Origin of the sequence: Kluyvera sichuanensis, assembly GCF_040930405.1 — a bacterium.
Taxonomy (GTDB): domain Bacteria; phylum Pseudomonadota; class Gammaproteobacteria; order Enterobacterales; family Enterobacteriaceae; genus Kluyvera; species Kluyvera sichuanensis.
The window spans coordinates 440,495-459,111 of sequence record NZ_CP162271.1; the positions used below are offsets into that span (position 1 = coordinate 440,495).

The window sequence follows — 18,617 nt, forward strand, 5'->3', positions numbered from 1 at the left end:
GCCGCTTAATAATTGCAGGTAGGATGCTTCGCGGCAGTTTTATCCCTACGCAGAATGACGGGAAAAACTGCGCGGGTTGTCGTGGATAGGCGTTCCGTATTCATTCGATAACCTTATGCATTCCATAAATCAGACAGGTACAGGGTAATAATGGAAACACAACACTCACAGGCCGCGGAGCAACGCGCGGCAAAACGACGCTGGCTGAACGCCCACGAAGAGGGTTACCACAAGGCGATGGGCAACCGACAGGTACAGATGATCGCCATCGGCGGCGCTATCGGTACCGGTTTGTTCCTCGGCGCAGGTGCGCGTTTGCAAATGGCAGGTCCGGCGCTGGCGCTGGTTTACCTGGTTTGCGGCATCTTCTCGTTCTTTATTCTTCGCGCGCTGGGTGAACTGGTATTACACCGCCCGTCGAGCGGCAGTTTCGTCTCCTATGCCCGTGAGTTTCTCGGCGAAAAGGCCGCCTATGTGGCGGGCTGGATGTACTTCGTCAACTGGGCGATGACCGGCATTGTTGATATCACCGCAGTGGCGCTCTATATGCACTACTGGGGCGCGTTTGGTGATGTGCCGCAATGGGTGTTTGCGCTGGGCGCGCTGGCGATTGTCGGCACCATGAACATGATTGGCGTGAAGTGGTTCGCCGAGATGGAGTTCTGGTTTGCACTGGTGAAAGTGCTGGCGATTGTGGTGTTCCTCGTCGTCGGGACCGTGTATCTGGGCAGCGGTAAACCGCTGGACGGCAATGCCACCGGCTTCCATCTGATAACCGACAACGGCGGCTTCTTCCCGCATGGCCTGCTGCCTGCGCTGGTGCTGGTGCAGGGCGTGGTATTTGCCTTTGCCTCCATTGAACTGGTCGGCACCGCGGCGGGCGAGTGTAAAGACCCGCAGACCATGGTGCCGCGTGCCATCAACAGCGTTATCTGGCGTATCGGCCTGTTCTACGTGGGTTCGGTGGTGCTGCTGGTGCTGCTGCTGCCGTGGACGGCCTACCAGGCGGGGCAGAGTCCGTTTGTGACCTTCTTCTCTAAGCTCGGCGTGCCTTATATCGGCAGTATCATGAACATCGTGGTACTGACGGCGGCGCTCTCTAGCCTTAACTCGGGCCTCTACTGTACCGGGCGTATCTTACGCTCGATGGCGATGGGCGGTTCCGCACCGAAGTTTATGAGCAAAATGAGCCGCCAGCACGTGCCGTACGCAGGCATTATGGCGACGCTGGTAGTCTACGTGGTGGGCGTGTTCCTGAACTATCTGGTGCCGTCTCAGGTCTTTGAAATCGTGCTGAACTTTGCTTCGCTGGGCATTATCGCTTCGTGGGCGTTTATCATGGTGTGCCAGCTGCGCCTGCGTAAGGCCATCAAAGAAGGCAAGGCCGCGGACGTGAACTTCAAGCTGCCGGGCGCGCCGTTTACCTCCTGGTTGACGCTGCTGTTCCTGCTGAGCGTGCTGGTACTGATGGCGTTCGATTATCCGAACGGCACCTACACCATAGCCTCGCTGCCGCTGATTGCTATTCTGCTGGTGGCCGGATGGTTCGGGGTTCGTAAGCGTGTAGCGGAAATTCACAGCACCGCACCGTAATCTACGATAAGGCCTGACGTTGTCAGGCCTTTTTCTTTGCAGCTAAAAGCTCATGGCTAACCCCACGCCATAGCCGCTGGTGCCGTTGCCAAACATATAGCGCGCCACCAGACGCGTGCGGGTAATAAAGACCGGGTACTTACTGCTGTCCATCTCAATCCCAATCCCCACCGAGCTCAAACTATCAAACCCTAACGTGCCGCGCTGTTCGCCGAGGTACTCGGTATGCGCCCCTTCCAGCACATAGCGCACCGGGCTCTTCAGCAGCGTCCAGTCGAAAAGCGGGGCGCGGCGGCGTAGATAAAGCCCGAGGTTTTGTGCCGTGGCACTGCCCTCAACGGCGCTGGAGGTGTTGCCGAAGGTTTGCAGATTCATGCCCGTGTAGCGCAACTCAACGTCAATATCCTGCGCCGGGGAGACCAGCTCATAGTCGAGCATTAACGAACCGCCCAGGCCATAGGCGTTGAGCCGGCCGCCGTCGAGAAAGTCATACTCGGCGTTGCGATGCCGTTCCAGCGCCCATTTTCCGACCCGCAGATCGCTCGCCATCGTGCCGAGCATCACGTTGGCAATCGGACGCAGCACCAGGTTGCCGCCCCAGCGGTCGCGGTGCAGGCTGAAATCCCAGCCGATACCGCCGGTGGCCGTCAGGCTGTTCCATTTGGTCGGAATACGTCGACTTTGGTCGCCATCGCTGATGACGAACTGCGGATCGTAGCGGCTGTAGCCCATCGCCCCTTCGAGATAAAGCGGAAACGTGTCGCCCATCGTTGCGCCGCCGCCAAACTGGGTGATCGACAGCTCGGTTTTATCGTCGGAGCCCGAGCCGATATTGAGGTCGCTGGCGGTAATATCCGGCACAATCATGTAGCTCATCAGCGTCAGCACCGCATCGGCCCGCTGCTTAATGCGCTGACCGTCCGCCGCTTGCAGCGCGGTGCTGAAGGTTAGCGAAGTCAGCAGAAGCATGAACATGCCGGGAAATGCCGCGATCATGGTCGGTGAAGCCTCAATCGGGTGATAATGGATTAACTATAGAGCAGGATCCCGCCGCAGTAAGACAAAACCTTACACTCGCGGCCTTGCGCATTGTTGAGGATTGTTTATGATTCGGCTGTTCTGAAACGTCTGGTAATTTATGCGTAATCGTCGGCTTCTTGCTAAAGGGTTCTTGATAGTGACCTGCCTCGCCATGGCGCTTTGCCTGGTGCAGCGGGCGGTCTATCTGCACCATTTTCTTGAGCAGGTCGGCAACCCGGTTCAGACTCTCTCCACGCCGGCAACGGACGAATCCCAGGTTGGGCCTTCGCCGTGCCAGCTTAGCGCCAACTCGCTGTTGTGCGCGCAGCCCATTTTCTTCGACGGCGCGCTGCCTGCCGTTATCATCTTCCTGGCCCTGATTCAGCTATTCGCTGAAGTGCGTACGTTTGTCTTCCGCGACGTGCCCAGACGGCCGCCCACGCTTCGCATACACCTCAAAAACTGCGTTTTCCGTGAATGAATCATCGTCCTGACGACGATTGATTATTTAATTCACGGAGAAAAAACATGTTGAATATCTTCAGGGGATTACTCCTCCTGTTGCTGGCCTGCGTGGGTACCGCTCACGCAGCCGATACCGGGTGGCTTACGTCCCCGCAAAATGACCACGCTAAGATTCGTTTCCAGGCGGAAAGAGGGCAGGACCGCCTGTATGGCTTGCTGAGCGTTGAGCTACAGTCCGGCTGGAAAACCTACTGGCGATCGCCGGGAGAAGGGGGCGTGGCGCCCGAAATTCACTGGAAAAACGGTGAAAAGGCGCAGTGGTACTGGCCGGTGCCGTCGCGCTTTGATATTTCGGGGCTGACCACCCAGGGCTACCATAACCGGGTGGTGATTCCGATGATCATCACCGGGAATCCGGGGGATGTGCTGGACGGCACGCTGACGCTCTCAACCTGCAGCAACGTCTGTTTATTAACGGACTACCCGCTGCATCTTGATTTCAACCAGCCGGTCGACGGCCAGTTCCAGGACGCGTTCGAGCAGGCAATGCGCACCATCCCGGCGGAAAAGGGTATTTCGGAGGATCTTGCGGCGCACCTTGAGGGCGATCGTCTGGTGATCACCGGCACCACTGCGGGAACGTGGCGTTCCCCGGAAATCTATTTTGACCCGATGGACGGCGGCATTATTCCCGGCGACCCGAGTATCAAAATGCACGGTGCGGAGCTGGTTGTGAGTGCGCCGGTGACGGACGAGTGGGGCGAAAAACCGGCAACGCTCGCGGGGAAAACGCTCTCCTTTGTCCTCACCAGCGACGGAAAAGCCCAGCAAACCACCCTGACAGTAGGGGCCGATCAAACCGCCAATGCGCCCGATGCAGCCAGCGTCAGTATCATGCAGATGTTGCTGTTCGCGCTGCTCGGCGGGTTTATCCTCAACCTGATGCCCTGCGTCCTGCCGGTAATGGGGATGAAGCTGAGCGCGGTGCTCCACGCCGGGTCGGATACGCGCAGTATCCGCCTGCGATTCCTCGCAACCAGCGCCGGGATCCTTGTCTCCTTTGCGCTGCTGGCGACGATGGTCACGGTGCTGAAGCTGACCGGTGCGGCGCTGGGCTGGGGGATCCAGTTCCAGAACCCGTGGTTTATTGGCCTGATGGTCGCCGTCACCTTTATCTTCGCGCTGAACCTGTTCGGCACTTTTGCCGTGCTGCTGCCGTCGTCCATGGTCGGTAGGATGGCCACCGCCGGTGGCAACGGAATGCTGGGTAGTTTCTTCGAGGGGATGTTTGCCACGCTGCTGGCCACACCGTGTTCGGCACCGTTCCTCGGCACCGCCGTGGCCTTTGCGCTGGGGGCTCCGCTTCAGGATCTCTGGCTTATTTTTATCGCGCTTGGCATCGGGATGGCGATTCCCTGGCTGTTGGTGGCGTTGCTGCCAAAAACCGCTGCGCTATTACCACGTCCAGGGCGCTGGATGGCGATGCTGAAAACCATTCTGGCGCTGATGATGCTGGCTTCAAGCCTGTGGCTGGCATCGCTGCTGAGCCTGCATTTGGGTGACCGGGTCAGCGATATGGTGATTCTGCTGCTGGCCATCGTGGCGCTGGTGGCCGTTCTGTTCACCGGCCCGCGCAGCGGCGCGGCGTTCTATCTGGCGGTGATTTTGCTCACCGGCCTTGGCGGCTATCAGCTGCGTGGGCTGATTCAGTCGCCGTCAGCCTCGTCCACCGAGGCCAGCGCGGACATTCGCTGGCAGCCGCTCAGCGAAGCGGCGATTGATCAAGCGCTGGCGCAGGGCAAACGCGTTTTCGTGGATATCTCCGCCGACTGGTGCGTGACCTGCAAGGTGAATGAAATGCGCGTACTGAACCAGCCGGAGATCGTCGCGGCGCTGAATGCCCCTGATGTGGTGGCGCTGCGGGGTGACTGGAGCAAGCCTTCCGCATCGATCGCCGCCTTCCTGCAAAAGCGCAACCGCTACGCCATCCCCTTCAATGAAATCTACGGGCCGGGCCAGCCCGAGGGCGAGATCCTCTCGCCGCTGCTGGACCAACAAACGCTGCTCACCGCCCTGAAACATGCCAAAGGTTAATGAATCATGAAATACACGCTTCTGTTTACGCTTTTAATGACCGCCTCACTGCAGGCCGTTGCCGCGCCAGCGCTTACGCCAGCCCAGGAGGCTCGCGTCCAGGAATTAGTGCAGGAGACGCTGCTTAAACACCCGGAAATTCTGGCCGCTGCGGCAGAAAAGCTGGATCAGCAAAGCGCCGAGGCCAGCCAGCAGCAGATGAAATCGGTCATCGCGCAGAACAGCGATTTTCTCTACCGCGACCCCAACTCCCCGCGTATCGGGGCGGCGAAACCGCGTCTGACGCTGGTGGTCTTTACCGACTATAACTGCCCATACTGCAAGAAATTTGATCCTTATCTGGAGAAGATCGTGGCGAAATACCCGGACGTTGCCGTGGTGTTCAAATTCCTGCCTTACCGCTCGGAAAGCTCGGTGACGTCGGCCCGGGATGCGCTCACCGTCTGGCGTGCTCACCCGGAGCAATTTATGAAGTTTAACGACCTGCTGATGGCGAAAAAGGGTTATCACGACGATGCCAGCATCGCCCAGGCCAAGCAGAAAGCGGGCGTGGTGGTGAATGAACCGGACAGCGAGAGCTTTGAGACGGTGAAGAAAAGCCTCGCGCTGGCGCAGCAGTTGGGTATTCAGGGTACGCCCGCCACGCTAATTGGCGATGAAATGCTCTCCGGCTGGGTTCCTTATGAGCAGTTTGATGCTATGGTCAGCGACGCGCTGAAAAAACAGTAAATTCACTTCCGGGGGAGCGATCCCCCGTTCAGAGAGGGACGATGATGAAATCGATTATCCTAACGTCGCTGGCACTACTCCCGGCGTTCGCCTACGCCAGCGCGCCGCTTCCCGATATCGTGAAGCGCTTTAGCGAACAGCAGAACATCACCATCATTAAAGAGGTGGAGGCTCCCGGCGGGCTGAAAAGCTGGGTCGGGAAGTATCAGGATATGGGGGTGAACCTGTTCCTGACCCCTGACGGCAAGCACGTGGTATCGGGGTACCTTTATGACGACAAAGGCAAAAACCTGAGTGAAGGCTACTTTACCGAAGCGATTTACGTGCCGATGGGCCAGGAGATGTGGAAAACGCTCAATAGCGCCCACGCGTTGAAGGAGGGGGCCGATACCGCGCCGAGAAAGGTGTTTGTGTTTGCCGATCCTTTCTGCCCTTACTGCAAAACGTTCTGGGCGGCGGCGCAGCCGTGGGTTGAGGCGGGTCACGTCCAGCTCAATACGCTGCTGGTGGCCTTCCTGAACCCGAAAAGCGGGCGCAACGCGACGGCCATTCTTAATGCGGCGGATCCGGTAGCGGCCTGGCGGGATTACGAGTTGTCCAACGGTAAGAAATTGCCGCGTTTTGACGGCGTCACGCCGCGCGAAACCTTCAATCTGCTGCAACAGCATCAGAAGATGATGGATGACTTAGGCGCGAACGCCACGCCGGCGATTTACTATATGAACGACAAGAACGAGCTGCAGCAGGTGGTGGGGATGCCTGATGAGAAACAGCTTGAGGCGATGTTTGGCCCTAAACCCTGATATGACGCGTAGCCCCCTCACCCTAACCCTCTCCCCAAAGGGGCGAGGGGACCGATTGGCGTCGCTGGTTTTCCCCCTCTCCCTTCTAGGGAGAGGGCCGGGGTGAGGGTAATGCACGGAACCAGGGAACAGGGAAAAATAGCTACAATTAAGCGCTAATAAAAGCAGGTAATTTACCAAAATTACCCCTGTCAGATTATTTAATTATTTCATACATACTACTTTGTGGTTATATTATTTAACTGGTATCCCAAATGACACTTATTTACATTCAACTGGCGAATCTTTAACGGGAATAACGTTATAATGCCGCCGCTCTAAGGAAAAACATCAATCATTCATTACCAATGAGTCATATGCTATGGATAAGCAAATGTATATCATCACCCGAAATCAACGCTACCTGCAGACCAAACCCCCTTCTACGCCATAATTGCCCCCGCTGTTTCTCACAGCATCTACTATTTTTTCTCCTTACCGCTCGACGGTTATTTTCCCTGTCTAGCGTATAGGTCACGCTGCGTCTTTCAATACGCTTATTCGTACAGCAAAATTTAAATCATAAATTTTGTTATTCTGCTGTGCGCCAAAATAAAGGAACGTCTTTATGGAATATCATTCCAGGGACCACCATAACCAAAATATATCGCTGCCCAGCGGCGAACACATTGAACGCCTGATTACGGACGTTTATTCGGCCCTGCGCTCCGAGCAAGAGGGTGCCGTTTCGACGGTCTATCCGGCGTTAACCCGCGTCGACCCGAACCTGTTTGGCATCTACCTCAAAGGCGTGGACGGCTACGAGTTCTCCATCGGCGACGTGGAGACCGAGTTCACCATCATGAGCATCTCCAAGCCCTTTATCTTTGCGCTGGTGTGCCAGGCCATTGGGCCGCAGGCGGCGCGCGAACGACTTGGCGTCAACGGTACCGGGATGCCGTTTAACTCGGTATCGGCCATTGAGCAGTCGACCACAAAACTGACGAACCCGATGGTTAACTCCGGTGCCATTGCCACCACCAGTTTTACGCCAGGAAAAACCAAAGAAGAGAAATGGCACTATATCTACAACGGCCTCTGTGGATTTGCCGGGCGTAAGCTGACATTAAATGAAGAAATATATCAATCCGCCTGCCAGAGTAATTATCGCAATCGCGGAATTGCCCATCTGCTTTATAGCTACGGACGCCTCGGATGTGACCCGGAAATGGCCACCGAACTCTATACCCGTCAATGCTGCCTGAATATTAATTCCCGTGATTTAGCTGTAATGGGAGCAACCCTTGCCGACGGCGGAATTAACCCGGTAACCGGAGATAAAATTATTAATAATGCCATCTGTCATTATACCCTCGCCGTGATGCTGACGTCGGGAATGTATGAAACCTCCGGTGAATGGCTATATGAAACCGGGCTGCCTGCTAAAAGCGGTATCGGTGGCGGCATTGTTGCCGTCTCACCGGGAAAATGTGCGTTAAGCGCTTTCTCTCCGCTGCTCGACGGGGCCGGAAATAGCGTTAAAGCGCAGAAAGCTATTCGATCATTATCGCGCTGTCTGGGGATGGATCTGCTGGTCGCTAAACCCTATACCGATAACCGTAGCCTAACGGCACAGGAGTAACCGATGAGTACAATAACCGCAGAACAACAGCAACGCTCCTGGGCGCCAATGATCGCCATCGCGCTGGCCCAGGTGCTGATGTCATTTAACGTCGCTTCGCTGCCGGTCGCGCTTAGTGGTATGGTCAACAGCTTTAACGTGCCGCCAACCGATATTGCCACCGGTATTATTATGTACTCGCTCTCCGTCGCCGCGTTTGTGATGGCGGGTTCTAAGCTCAGCCAGCGCTTTGGCCCAGTCATCGTTTTTCGCGTGTCGGTGCTGGTCTTTGGCTGCGCGCAGATTTTCATGGTTATCAGCCAGAACGTGCAAACCATGATTGCCGCACAGGCGCTTTGCGGGCTTACCGCCGCCGCGCTGGTGCCATCGCTGGTGGCGCTGATTGCGGAAAACTACAAGGGTAAACAGCAGGCGACGGCACTCGGCTCACTTGGATCCGCCCGTGCGGGTGCAGGCGTAGCGGCATTTCTGATTGGCGGCGTCTTTGGTACCTGGATCGGCTGGCGCCCGGTGTTTGCCGTGATGATTGTCCTGGCGCTTATCACCTTTGCCCTGAGCTTCCGTCTGCGTAAAGACGAAGGCGACCCCAGCGTGCAGATAGATGTGGTCGGCCTGCTGCTGGCTGCCAGCGCTATTGTACTGCTCTCGCTGGGATTCAATAACCTGAACGGCTGGGGTGGCCTGATGGCGAAACCCGCCGCGCCGTTTACTCTGAACGGCCTGTCACCCGCGCCGGTGATGATTGTGGTGGGCTTTATCCTGCTGCAAGGGTTTGTGATGTGGAACCGTCATATCAAACAGCGCGGCCGCACGCCGCTGATTGCGCTGGAAGTGATGGACTCGCCGTCTGAGAAAGCCGCCGTCACCGTGATGTTCGCCGTGGTGGCGCTGGAGGCGATGCTGAACTTCACCGTGCCGCTGTATATCCAGATTGTGCAAGGACGTACGCCGATGGCGACCACCGTGGCGATGCTGCCGTTCAACCTGTCGGTGTTCTTCTCCGCGCTGTTGGTGATTAAGCTGTACGACAAATTCACGCCGAAACAGATTGCCACCTCGGGGTTCATCGTCTGCTGCGCGGCGCTGGTCTGGCTCTCCTGGGTTGTCACCAATAACTGGAGTGAATGGCCGGTGATGGTGGGGCTGATTGTCTTCGGCATGGGGCAGGGGGCGCTGGTCACGCTGGTGTTCAACGTGCTGGTCAGCTCCTCACCTAAATCGCTGGCAAGCGACGTCGGCGCGCTTCGCGGCACCACCAGTAATCTGGCAAACGCCATTGGTACGGCGGTTGCGGGCGCGCTGCTGGTTGGCCTGCTCAGCGCCAGCGTGATGAAAAGCGTGGTGGCCTCGCCGGTGGTGACCGCCGAACTTCAGGCGGAGGTGAATCTGGATAACATTAACTTTGTCAGCAACGAGCGTCTGGCGACGGTGCTGGAAAATACCTCGGCGACGCCTGCGCAGGTGCAGGAAGCGATGGACATCAACGAGACGTCCAGGCTGAAGGCGCTGAAGCTCGGGATCCTGATCATGGCGCTGATCTCCGCGCTGGCCATTCTCCCGGCTCGCCGACTGCCGGGCTACTCGCCGGGCAATATTCCGGTGTAGCAATACTTTCCCGGCGTTGAGGTTATTCGACATGCCTCAACGCCGTTTATCTTCGAATTAAGGATTTCATGATGACGCGTATCTCTTTCTGGAAGGGCGTAATGGCGTGGGTCAAGCTCGCCTCGCTGCTTTTTATCACCCTGTTTGTGCTTCTTGCGCTGCCGCATCTGGGCGTCGCTGGGATGAATTTCTCGGTGCAGTTTTTATCGTTCAAGCTGGTGATTGTGCTGTTTATCATCGCCTATCTGGCGTTTGTCTTTTCTTATGGCCGGCTGCGCTTAAAGCGTCGTGGTTTTTTGATGGCGGGCGTGGGGCATATTCTGGTGGTGGCGCTATTTAGCCTGCTGTTCTATCCGATTGTCGGTTTTGCGATTGCGCTATTTTATCTCGTGGCGGCATATAAATTTGCGAGCGTTAAGATTGGCTGCCAGTGCAGTGAGATGGGCTAATTATCGTGATGGGTTACCGATGCGGGCGCATCGGTAACCCATCAAGCTATCAGGACGGGTCTTTAATGCCGTCCAGCAGCTTTTTTACCCGTGGGCCAAGTATCCAGAACAGCGCCAGAATAATCAGCAGCAGCAGCGCCGACAGCCCTTTATGGTTATTGATGAGGATAAAAATCATTGCCAGTGTCAAGGCGTGAATCCTTATTGTTGTGCGTTGCGTATTTTATGCCGCGTAGGGATTAACCCCAGACGCGAATAAAGTTAGTTGCGATAGTGATAATCACCCACACCAGTAAATAATAACGGCGGGAATCATTACGTGATTCCAGGGCGGCGAAATAGTTAGCGCTATAAAATGCTGAAATAATAATGGCGACGGTGATGACAATATGCCAGACACCTTCTCTGATGCCGATAACGGCGCTAATGGAGGCAAAGCAGATAACGATCGCAATGCCGTTCAGGGCATTACACATCAACCAACCCCACAGGCTTGATGGCCTGCTAAACATCTGTTCAAGTCTTAAAACCAATTAATCATTCACCCAGTCAATATAAGAGTGCTATAAAATGCATTTTATAACCTGACCGGGCGTTGACTAAAATCAAGATTGATGGTTTCTACAGGGAATTAATTTGAAACTGATATATATCAATTTACACGATATTTTGTGAATTTGCGTTTGTTTTGAAAATATTAAAACCCGCAAATCACTATGATATATAAAGATAAAGTGAGGAGGGCTAGTGTTTTATTTTTAACGGCATTTTAATTTTGTTACCTATTTGGTATAGGGTTTAGTACTACTGTTTATCGAATGATAGTCACTGCCTTTATTATTATTTTAGCTGAATATAACCAACGTTAATAGCGATTTCAGAATAGCGATCGTTGATCGGTAAAATAGAATAAAAAAGGCGCCAGTGAAAAATTCCACTGACGCCACACGTTTTTTTACTTCCCAGGCGTATAGCTCAGAATCACCTTATCATCCGGAATATGGGTGAATTGGGTAATCAGCTGATGATAGTCTGCCAGGGGATCGACATCTTTAAACTGCGTTGGATAGAAAATCTTACTCAGCGTCTCGATGGCGATAATGTTGTACGGGTTGTTATAGAAGTGGTGATACAGCGCCCCGGTATGCCCTGCGACAACCGCCGGAATGCTGCTCACACCCTGACGCGCCAGCAGCGCGTTAAAGGCGCTGACCACATCGCTTTCCGGCACGTTGTAGCCGAACGGAATAATCGCCGTGCCTTTGCCCGGGCGTTTAGAGCCGGTCATCAGGTAGTAATCCGGATTCATGGAGATGATTTTCTCCACCGAGATATTGCCGGTGGCGCCCGGCAGCAGCTGCGAACCAATGTTCACGCCGCCTGCGGCTTCGACCAGACCCCCCCAGCCGTTGCGCGCATGGGTGAAGCAGCAGCCGTTATCCAGCCCGGCAACCCCGGCAATCGGCTCGATAAACACTAATGGCTTCTTCTCAACCTTAGCCAGACGCTGATGAATGGTGTCCAGGCGCTGCTGATAGAAGTGGATATAGGCCTGTGCGCGGTCGCTCTGACCGAGTACTTTGCCGAGCATTGCGATGCTTGGCATGGTGTTCTCAACCGGATGCAGTTCGTAGTCAACGAAAACGACCGGCACGTGGAGCGCCTCGAGCTTCGCCAGCACACCGCTTTGCACCAGCGATGGCTTAGCGCGCAGCTGGGCAATCATCAGATCCGGGTGGCGAGAGATTACCGTCTCCAGGTCAACGTTGCCCTGGTCGGAGAATTTCATATCGAGGATTTTATCCGCCTCGGGCCATTTACGCTTTAGCACGTTCCAGGTTTCGGTATCCTGTTTTTTCGGCAGGTTGTTCCACGCCACCACTTTGGCGAACGGATTGTCGCGCTCCAGCACCGCCAGCGTCAGAATATCGCGGCCGTCCTGCAGAATAATGCGCTGCGGCTCCTGCGTTACCGTGACCGTCCGGTTGTCCATATCCTTGACCGTTACCGGCCAGTTACCCGCCATCGCCAGCAGCGGTGAAAGCAGCAGCGCTGCGCCTAATAGTGCCTTCTTCATCGTCATGATTTCCCCGTCTTACGATTATTGTTATGTCGTTAATCCATCGACCACCACGTGCGGCAGCCCTTGTGAACAATGTTCGACCCGGCCACGCACGCCGTAAACGGTCGCCAGATTTTGTGGAATCACCACCTCATCCGGTACGCCGCTTGCTACCAGCGCACCGTTTTTCAGCATCACGGCATATTCGGCGTGACGCAGGGCAATGTTGATATCGTGGATCACCACCACCGTGACGATATTGCGCAGCCGTGTCTCTCTGGCGACGATATCCATCACGTGAAACTGGAAGTTGAGGTCGAGGGCGCTCAGCGGTTCATCAAGCAGCAGCAGATCCGGCTGGCGGATCAGGGACTGCGCCAGGCCAATCAGCTGTTTCTGGCCGCCGGAGAGCTGGTCGAGGTAGTGCATCGCCAGATGGGCGACGCCGAGTTTTTCCAGAATGGCGTAGGCTTCCTGCTCGGCGTTGCCTTCGTGGTAGCCGCTGGCGCGGCGCGCCACGATAACCGACTCCAGCGCGTGCAGATGCACCCCGGCGGGCAGCGACTGAGGCAGATAAACCACCTTCTGGGCGCGTTTGGCGGGCATCAGCGTCATCAGATCTTCGCCATTCAGCGACAGCACGCCCTGCGCCGGGTTGAGATCCGCCAGCGCCCGCAGCAGCGTCGATTTACCGGAACCGTTGGGGCCGAGCAGGGCGGTAATCTTGCCGCGCGGCAGCAGCGGTGTGGTCAGGCCATCGATGATTTTCTTTTTGCCATACCCGGTATGGAGGTCGCGAATAGAGAGGCCATCCATTACAGCGTTCCTCGGTGGCGAATAATAATGCTCAGGAAGAAAGGCACGCCGACCAGCGAGGTCACGATGCCCACCGGAATAATGACCCCGGTGACGATATTTTTAGACACCACCGACGCCAGCGACAGCACCAGCGCGCCAATCAGCATGCTGCCGGGCAGGTAGAAGCGGTGATCTTCGCCAAATATCATGCGGGAAATGTGCGGCGCGACCAGGCCGATAAAGCCGATGGGGCCGACGAAGGCCACGGTCAGCGCCGAGATAATGCTGATGCGCAGCAGCGTTGCCAGACGCAGTTTACGCACGTTAATGCCAAAGCTGACGGCGCGGTCTTCGCCAAGGCGCAGCGCGGTCAGCTTCCAGGCATTTTTCAATGACAGCGGGGTGATAATCAGCAGCGCCACCGCCAGAATCGCCAGCTTGTCCCACGAGGCGCGCGCCAGGCTGCCCATCGTCCAGAACACCAGACCCTGCAAGGTGTCTTCGCTGGCGACGAACTGCAAAATGGAGATCAGCGCGTTAAAGGTGAAGACCAGCGCGATACCAAACAACACCACGCCAGAGGTGGCAACCCGCGTCCAGCGACTGATACCGTCGAGAATAAAGCAGGCCATCAGCGCAAAGACAAAGGCGTTCACCGAGATAAACCACTGGTCGGGAATGCCCGGAATGCCGAGCCCCAGAATTATCGCCAGTGCCGCGCCGAACGAGGCGGCGGAGGAGACGCCGAGGGTAAACGGGCTGGCCAGCGGATTGTTGAGGATGGTCTGCATCTCTGCCCCGGCAAGCCCTAAGCCCATGCCGACCAGAATCGCCATCAGCGCGAACGGTAAACGCAGCTCCCAGACAATCACGCGGGTGCCTGCATCGGCGGCATCGGCGTGGAACAGCGTCTGCCACAGCGTCGATACGGAGATGCCCGAGGGGCCGAGGGTAAAATCAAGCAGCAGGGAGCAGAGGATACAGAGCAGCACGACACCGGCAAGCAGGTAACGCTGCATAACCACCCGACGATAGCGGGCGGCAATCGCCAGCGCGGGGGAGTCGGCGCGGGAGGCAAGGCTGGAATTCATCGGATAACCTTATGGAACAGGGTAAATTCAGTGAACCTCCCGCCTGTCCCGAGGCGAAAAATGCAGGATATCCAATATCCTGGAGAGAGCTGGCGACAATATATTGAATTGATAATGCTTATCAATTCAATATGAAAATAATTAGCGTTCCATTGATTGTTTGTTTAACTAATACCCTCACCCCGGCCCTCTCCCTAAAAGGGAGAGGGAGAAAATCAGTGCCCGGCTCTCCCACCACGCCAATCGATCCCCTCGCCCCTCCGGGAAGAGGGTTAGGGTGAGGGGAATCCCCCTCCCACATAACAACGCTAATCGGTCCCCTCGCCCCTCTGGGGAGAGGGCTAGGGTGAGGGGAAAAGCAGCGCAATAACCACGTAATTTACAAGCCCAATCTCCCGCCCAATAAATGTGACCGCCCCCGCTAACCCAGCACTATGCCGGTTTTGTCCTGCTTAATGTCACCTCTGTCCGTTGTGCCTGAACGCCATCCAGCATTTGATGAGGCATCGGATTTTCCGACCGCAACAGCCTGGAGGATGAGAGAGATGACCCATCAGATTACCCTTCGTTTTGAAGACGGCGCGATGCAGACCCTGGAGTGCCGCAACGGTGAGACCGTTGCCGATGCCGCGCTGCGCGCCAGAATCAGCATTCCGCTCGACTGCCGCGACGGCGTCTGCGGCACCTGTAAGGCCACCTGCGCCTCCGGTGATTATCAGCACGGCGATTACGTGGACGACGCACTCTCCACCGAAGAGGCCCGCGCGGGCAGGGTGTTGACCTGCCAGATGCGCCCGTCCAGCGACTGCGTGGTAGAGATTGCCGCCGCTTCAGACGCCGCCTGTGTGGCTACGTATCAAGGGCATATCACCGCCAGCCGCGCGCTGTCACCGACAACGTTAACCTTCTCCATTGCGCTCGACGACCGCCAAACGTTGAGCTTCCTGCCTGGCCAGTACGTCAGCGTGCAGGTACCGGGCAGCGACCAGACGCGCTCATACTCATTCAGCTCCGGGCCGCGAGAAACCGAGGTCTCGTTCGTGGTACGTAACGTGCCGCAGGGGCTGATGTCGACCTGGCTGAGTGAGCGTGCTCGCGTGGGCGATGCGATGTCGTTTCGCGGGCCGATGGGCAGCTTCTACCTGCGCCCGGTGGAGCGTCCGGTTCTGTTCCTGGCAGGCGGCACCGGGTTGGCACCGTTCCTGTCGATGCTGGCCGCGCTGGTGGATGACAACGCCACGCACCAGCCGGTGCACCTGATTTTTGGCATCACCCGCGATGAAGACCGGGTGGCGATTGAGACCCTCGACGATTACGCCCGACAGCTGCCAAACTTCAGCTACCGCTGTACCGTCGCCGACCCGGAAAGCGACGCGCCGTACAAAGGCTACGTCACCCAGCATATCGATGCGGGCATGCTGAACGGCGGTGATGCCGACGTTTACCTCTGCGGCCCACCGCCAATGGTGGATGCCGTGCGTCGCTATCTGGACGCCGAAGGGCTGACGCCGCGTAATTTCTACTACGAGAAATTTGCGGGCGCAGGACAGACGGCACCGAGCGTGGAGGCACCGATTGCCGCGGCAGATGTGGACGATGCCTTTGACCTGCGTCTGGCGCTGGAGCTTGGCGCGGTGCAGTTAACCATGGGACGGCTCAGCGGAGAGCAGCTGACCACCTTCCGTCGTCTGGCCGAGGCCACGGCGGCATTCGTCTCCGGGCGGCGCTTCCTTGATGTGCCGGGCTACGTGGAAGCTAACCACGCCTTCCATCAGTTCCTGATTGAGGCCACCCGCAACGCGCAGCTGATTGCGCTCTACGCCCAGCTGACGGTGCGTGACTATATCGACCGCGCGCTGACTGCCAGCGTGGAGATCGTCGGCGATATCGTGCAGCAGCACCGGGATCTGGTCTCGGCCTTCGAATATGGCGATATTAACGCCGCCCGCGACGTGCTGGCCCAGCACGCGCAGCATTCGCGTACCACCATGAGCCGGGCGCTGGCGCTGAAAACGGCCCCTGCCGCCATTGGCCTCCCCGTTGCGCCGCCCGCGCCGGAGCCAGAAGCGCCGCGCTGCCCGTTCCATGATCTTCAGCCCTCGCTGCCGCCTTACTCCCACGAACTGGCGTGGCCAGAAGGGCTTGCGCCGTTCAAAGTGGTGGATGACGGTTCGCAGGGCGACCCGTATGAGCACTATCGCTGGATGCGCGAACACGCGCCGGTGCTGCGCTGTCAGTCGGCCACCACCGACGTCTGGTTCCTGTCGCGCTATGACGATGTTTACCAGGCGATCCGCAACCCGAAGCTGTTCTCTTCAGAAGTGGTAAGCCCGCCGCCGCTGACCTTCCTCACGCTGTTCGATGCGCCGGGGCATACCCGCCTGCGCAAAGTGGCGCAGCCATCGTTTATGCCGCTGTCGCTTGAACCGTTTATCCCTGAAATCGAACGCCGCGCCGAAGTGCTCATCGACCAGATGCTGGCCAACGGGGGTGGCGATGTGGTGGAAGATTTTGCCATTCCACTGAGTATTGCCACCATTTCGGCGATGATCGACGTGCCGAACGAAGACGAAGAGAAAATGAAGTTCTGGTCGGACGAAACCTTCAGCTACTTTGGCCGCCTGGCACGTAACGCCCCCGGTACCGGCACCGACGAGCAGAGCGCGATGGCCTTCTTTGCCTATCTGAAAGAGGCGATGGAGCGGCTCTATCTCAGCAACAGCCAGTCGATTGGCGGCCATATTGCCCGCATGTGGAAAGCGGGGCTGTTGAGCGAAAAAGAGGCAAAAGAGCTGTGCGCTTTCGTGTTTATTGCCGGGCATGACACCACCACCATCCTGGTGGCGAACGCCTTCCGCATGTTTGCCGAGCAACCGCAGTTGGTGGCGCGCCTTCGCGAAAACCCCGATGACGCCGACCGCTTTGTGGAAGAAGTGGCGCGCTATCGCGGCACCGTCCAGCGGGTCAGCCGCATCACCACCGAGGCCACCACCGTAGCGGGCGTGACCATCCCGAAAGGCGCGGTGATACGCCTGCTGCTGTCGGCGGCCAACCGCGATAGCCGCAAGTTTATCGACGGTGAGAGCTTCAATATCGACCGCGACAGCAGCGGGCATCTTGGCTTTGGCAACGGCATTCACAAGTGCCTCGGCCAGCCGCTGGCCAAGCTCGAAACGCTGATTGCCGCGAAACTGGTGGCGCGCAAAGTGGGGGAGATGAGTCTCGACCCGGCGCGCCCCATTCAGTATGTCCGCGGCAACAACCTCACCAACTCAGGGCCGGAACACCTGTTTGTACAGATGCGCGCGCACGAAGATTAAACGGCGTGCGACAGGCGGCCCTGCTCCTGAATACGGTATTCGGTGGGCCGCAGCCCGGTTTGCTTGCGGAAAAAGCGGCCAAAGTAGGCCTCGTCGCGAAAGCCCAGCTCGCGGGCTATCTGCTTGACGCTGAAGCTGGAGTAGACCAGCAGCCGCCGGGCTTCATGCACGGCGCGGCGGTCGATGGCCTCAATGGCGGAGATGCCGAACGCTTCCCGGCAAATACGGGTGAGCTGGCCGGCGGAAATGCCCATGGCGCTGGCGTAGCTGGCCACCGGCTGGCGGGTACGGCAGCGATCGTCGAGCAGCAGGCGAAAGCGCTCAATGCGGGCAACCAGCGCGGCGCGAGAGGGGTTACCCGCCAGACGCGCTTTTTCGCTCAGGCGGGCAATCTGCACGAACAAGGCGATGGTCAGCGCCAGCCCGGCGGTGTACTGCCAGCGTTCCGGGTGCTCTGCCTCACGACCGATGGCATCGAACAACGCTTCCAGCGGTGCGCCACGGGGGCTCGCCGGGTCAACGGCCAGCACCGCAGGCGTGCGTACGAAGGCCAACAGCTCAGGGGCGGCGGTCATGGCGATCGACTCAATGGCCGACTGGGCAGTGGTTATTACATGGCCGTCAATGTCATCGCGAAAATGAAAGCCGTGAACGGAACGTGCCGGAATCACCACCAGACACGGCGCTTCCAGTAGCCAGGTCTGACCGTCTATCGACGTCTCGCCGCCGCCGTGGGTGATGTACAGCGTCTGGATTAATGCGTCGTGAAAGTGCGGTTCAATCTCAAACCCAAAGCGGCTGGCCCGTGACGGAATGCGCTCGTGATGCACGCTATCCACGGCGGTGGGATCGTCCTGCGCGCCGTAAAGGGCGTAGTTGGGTAGCGTTCGGCGGGCGTTAGCGTGAGCAGGCATGATGCCGGTTTTGTCCTGTTGAGATGAAGGGAGCCTTGATGGCGAATAATGTT

At 57.5% G+C, this 18,617-nt stretch carries 16 protein-coding genes and 1 pseudogene; 10 read left to right on the forward strand and 7 right to left on the reverse strand.

Going from position 1 to position 18,617, the window contains the following annotated elements:
- The first annotated feature begins 150 nt into the window (after nucleotides 1-150).
- A complete protein-coding gene (gene ansP / locus AB2B48_RS02135) occupies nucleotides 151-1,593 on the forward strand; it encodes an L-asparagine permease (protein ID WP_185666523.1) in 1,443 nt (480 codons plus the stop codon).
- Between the two features lie 42 nt (nucleotides 1,594-1,635).
- Here the strand turns inward: ansP and AB2B48_RS02140 are convergent, their stop codons facing one another.
- The gene (locus AB2B48_RS02140; RefSeq protein WP_223883139.1) at nucleotides 1,636-2,562 is read right to left on the reverse strand and encodes a hypothetical protein; all 927 of its coding nucleotides are present in this window, start codon (nucleotides 2,560-2,562) and stop codon (nucleotides 1,636-1,638) included.
- 169 nt (nucleotides 2,563-2,731) lie between these two features.
- Here AB2B48_RS02140 and AB2B48_RS02145 point away from each other — a divergent pair, with 169 nt between their 5' ends.
- The 7 genes from AB2B48_RS02145 (at nucleotide 2,732) to AB2B48_RS02175 (ending at nucleotide 10,379) form a co-directional block, all read left to right on the forward strand.
- Nucleotides 2,732-3,094 carry a hypothetical protein gene (locus tag AB2B48_RS02145; protein WP_185666521.1) on the forward strand — a complete coding sequence of 121 codons (363 nt, stop codon included), beginning with the start codon at nucleotides 2,732-2,734 and terminating at the stop codon, nucleotides 3,092-3,094.
- 47 nt (nucleotides 3,095-3,141) lie between these two features.
- On the forward strand, nucleotides 3,142-5,172 hold the full coding sequence (locus AB2B48_RS02150) for a protein-disulfide reductase DsbD family protein (protein ID WP_368300670.1): 2,031 nt from the start codon (nucleotides 3,142-3,144) through the stop codon (nucleotides 5,170-5,172).
- Nucleotides 5,173-5,178: 6 nt separating this feature from the next.
- Entirely contained in the window at nucleotides 5,179-5,901 is a 723-nt protein-coding gene (locus tag AB2B48_RS02155) for a DsbA family protein (protein WP_185666519.1), read from the forward strand.
- A 44-nt stretch (nucleotides 5,902-5,945) separates the two neighbouring features.
- Nucleotides 5,946-6,704 (forward strand): thiol:disulfide interchange protein DsbG, encoded by a 759-nt coding sequence (gene dsbG / locus AB2B48_RS02160; protein ID WP_185666753.1) that lies wholly within the window; start codon nucleotides 5,946-5,948, stop codon nucleotides 6,702-6,704.
- Between the two features lie 607 nt (nucleotides 6,705-7,311).
- Nucleotides 7,312-8,325, forward strand: a complete 1,014-nt coding sequence (gene glsA / locus AB2B48_RS02165; RefSeq protein WP_220439826.1) for a glutaminase A — start codon at nucleotides 7,312-7,314, stop codon at nucleotides 8,323-8,325.
- A 3-nt stretch (nucleotides 8,326-8,328) separates the two neighbouring features.
- Complete coding sequence (locus AB2B48_RS02170) at nucleotides 8,329-9,930, forward strand: MFS transporter (RefSeq protein ID WP_220439827.1); 1,602 nt, start codon at nucleotides 8,329-8,331, stop codon at nucleotides 9,928-9,930.
- Nucleotides 9,931-9,998: 68 nt separating this feature from the next.
- Nucleotides 9,999-10,379, forward strand: a complete 381-nt coding sequence (locus AB2B48_RS02175) for a hypothetical protein (RefSeq protein WP_368300671.1) — start codon at nucleotides 9,999-10,001, stop codon at nucleotides 10,377-10,379.
- Nucleotides 10,380-10,428: 49 nt separating this feature from the next.
- On the opposite strand, the gene AB2B48_RS02180 is transcribed toward AB2B48_RS02175, so the two are convergent.
- The 5 genes from AB2B48_RS02180 to AB2B48_RS02200 all read right to left on the reverse strand — a co-directional run bounded on the left by AB2B48_RS02180 (nucleotide 10,429) and on the right by AB2B48_RS02200 (nucleotide 14,330).
- A complete protein-coding gene (locus tag AB2B48_RS02180; RefSeq protein WP_368300672.1) occupies nucleotides 10,429-10,569 on the reverse strand; it encodes a hypothetical protein in 141 nt (46 codons plus the stop codon).
- 49 nt (nucleotides 10,570-10,618) lie between these two features.
- Entirely contained in the window at nucleotides 10,619-10,855 is a 237-nt protein-coding gene (locus tag AB2B48_RS02185) for a hypothetical protein (RefSeq protein ID WP_185666515.1), read from the reverse strand.
- Nucleotides 10,856-11,334: 479 nt separating this feature from the next.
- The gene (locus tag AB2B48_RS02190) at nucleotides 11,335-12,462 is read right to left on the reverse strand and encodes an ABC transporter substrate-binding protein (RefSeq protein WP_368300673.1); all 1,128 of its coding nucleotides are present in this window, start codon (nucleotides 12,460-12,462) and stop codon (nucleotides 11,335-11,337) included.
- A gap of 24 nt (nucleotides 12,463-12,486) precedes the next feature.
- Nucleotides 12,487-13,257, reverse strand: a complete 771-nt coding sequence (locus AB2B48_RS02195) for an ABC transporter ATP-binding protein (RefSeq protein ID WP_220439830.1) — start codon at nucleotides 13,255-13,257, stop codon at nucleotides 12,487-12,489.
- A complete protein-coding gene (locus AB2B48_RS02200) occupies nucleotides 13,257-14,330 on the reverse strand; it encodes a FecCD family ABC transporter permease (RefSeq protein ID WP_368300674.1) in 1,074 nt (357 codons plus the stop codon). The genes AB2B48_RS02195 and AB2B48_RS02200 overlap by 1 nt, the downstream gene beginning before the upstream one ends.
- Before the next feature lie 545 nt (nucleotides 14,331-14,875).
- On the opposite strand from AB2B48_RS02200, the pseudogene benC reads away from it, so the two are divergent.
- Nucleotides 14,876-15,892: pseudogene (benC, locus tag AB2B48_RS02205) on the forward strand (benzoate 1,2-dioxygenase electron transfer component BenC); the annotation flags it as partial.
- A gap of 84 nt (nucleotides 15,893-15,976) precedes the next feature.
- On the forward strand, nucleotides 15,977-17,650 hold the full coding sequence (locus tag AB2B48_RS02210) for a cytochrome P450 (RefSeq protein ID WP_368301894.1): 1,674 nt from the start codon (nucleotides 15,977-15,979) through the stop codon (nucleotides 17,648-17,650).
- Here the strand turns inward: AB2B48_RS02210 and AB2B48_RS02215 are convergent.
- Complete coding sequence (locus tag AB2B48_RS02215; RefSeq protein ID WP_368300675.1) at nucleotides 17,647-18,564, reverse strand: helix-turn-helix domain-containing protein; 918 nt, start codon at nucleotides 18,562-18,564, stop codon at nucleotides 17,647-17,649. The two genes, AB2B48_RS02210 and AB2B48_RS02215, sit on opposite strands and share 4 nt — an antisense overlap.
- Nucleotides 18,565-18,617: the final 53 nt, after the last annotated feature.

Coding starts and splice junctions, on each gene's coding strand:
- AB2B48_RS02155 (WP_185666519.1), top strand. CDS start 5,179: ATGAAATACACGCTTCTGTTTACGCTTTTAATGACCGCCTCACTGCAG.
- AB2B48_RS02210 (WP_368301894.1), top strand. CDS start 15,977: ATGGGACGGCTCAGCGGAGAGCAGCTGACCACCTTCCGTCGTCTGGCC.
- AB2B48_RS02190 (WP_368300673.1), bottom strand. CDS start 12,462: ATGACGATGAAGAAGGCACTATTAGGCGCAGCGCTGCTGCTTTCACCG.
- AB2B48_RS02215 (WP_368300675.1), bottom strand. CDS start 18,564: ATGCCTGCTCACGCTAACGCCCGCCGAACGCTACCCAACTACGCCCTT.
- AB2B48_RS02170 (WP_220439827.1), top strand. CDS start 8,329: ATGAGTACAATAACCGCAGAACAACAGCAACGCTCCTGGGCGCCAATG.
- AB2B48_RS02145 (WP_185666521.1), top strand. CDS start 2,732: ATGCGTAATCGTCGGCTTCTTGCTAAAGGGTTCTTGATAGTGACCTGC.
- glsA (WP_220439826.1), top strand. CDS start 7,312: ATGGAATATCATTCCAGGGACCACCATAACCAAAATATATCGCTGCCC.
- AB2B48_RS02195 (WP_220439830.1), bottom strand. CDS start 13,257: ATGGATGGCCTCTCTATTCGCGACCTCCATACCGGGTATGGCAAAAAG.
- AB2B48_RS02140 (WP_223883139.1), bottom strand. CDS start 2,562: ATGCTTCTGCTGACTTCGCTAACCTTCAGCACCGCGCTGCAAGCGGCG.
- AB2B48_RS02200 (WP_368300674.1), bottom strand. CDS start 14,330: ATGAATTCCAGCCTTGCCTCCCGCGCCGACTCCCCCGCGCTGGCGATT.
- AB2B48_RS02175 (WP_368300671.1), top strand. CDS start 9,999: ATGATGACGCGTATCTCTTTCTGGAAGGGCGTAATGGCGTGGGTCAAG.
- AB2B48_RS02185 (WP_185666515.1), bottom strand. CDS start 10,855: ATGTGTAATGCCCTGAACGGCATTGCGATCGTTATCTGCTTTGCCTCC.
- dsbG (WP_185666753.1), top strand. CDS start 5,946: ATGAAATCGATTATCCTAACGTCGCTGGCACTACTCCCGGCGTTCGCC.
- AB2B48_RS02150 (WP_368300670.1), top strand. CDS start 3,142: ATGTTGAATATCTTCAGGGGATTACTCCTCCTGTTGCTGGCCTGCGTG.
- ansP (WP_185666523.1), top strand. CDS start 151: ATGGAAACACAACACTCACAGGCCGCGGAGCAACGCGCGGCAAAACGA.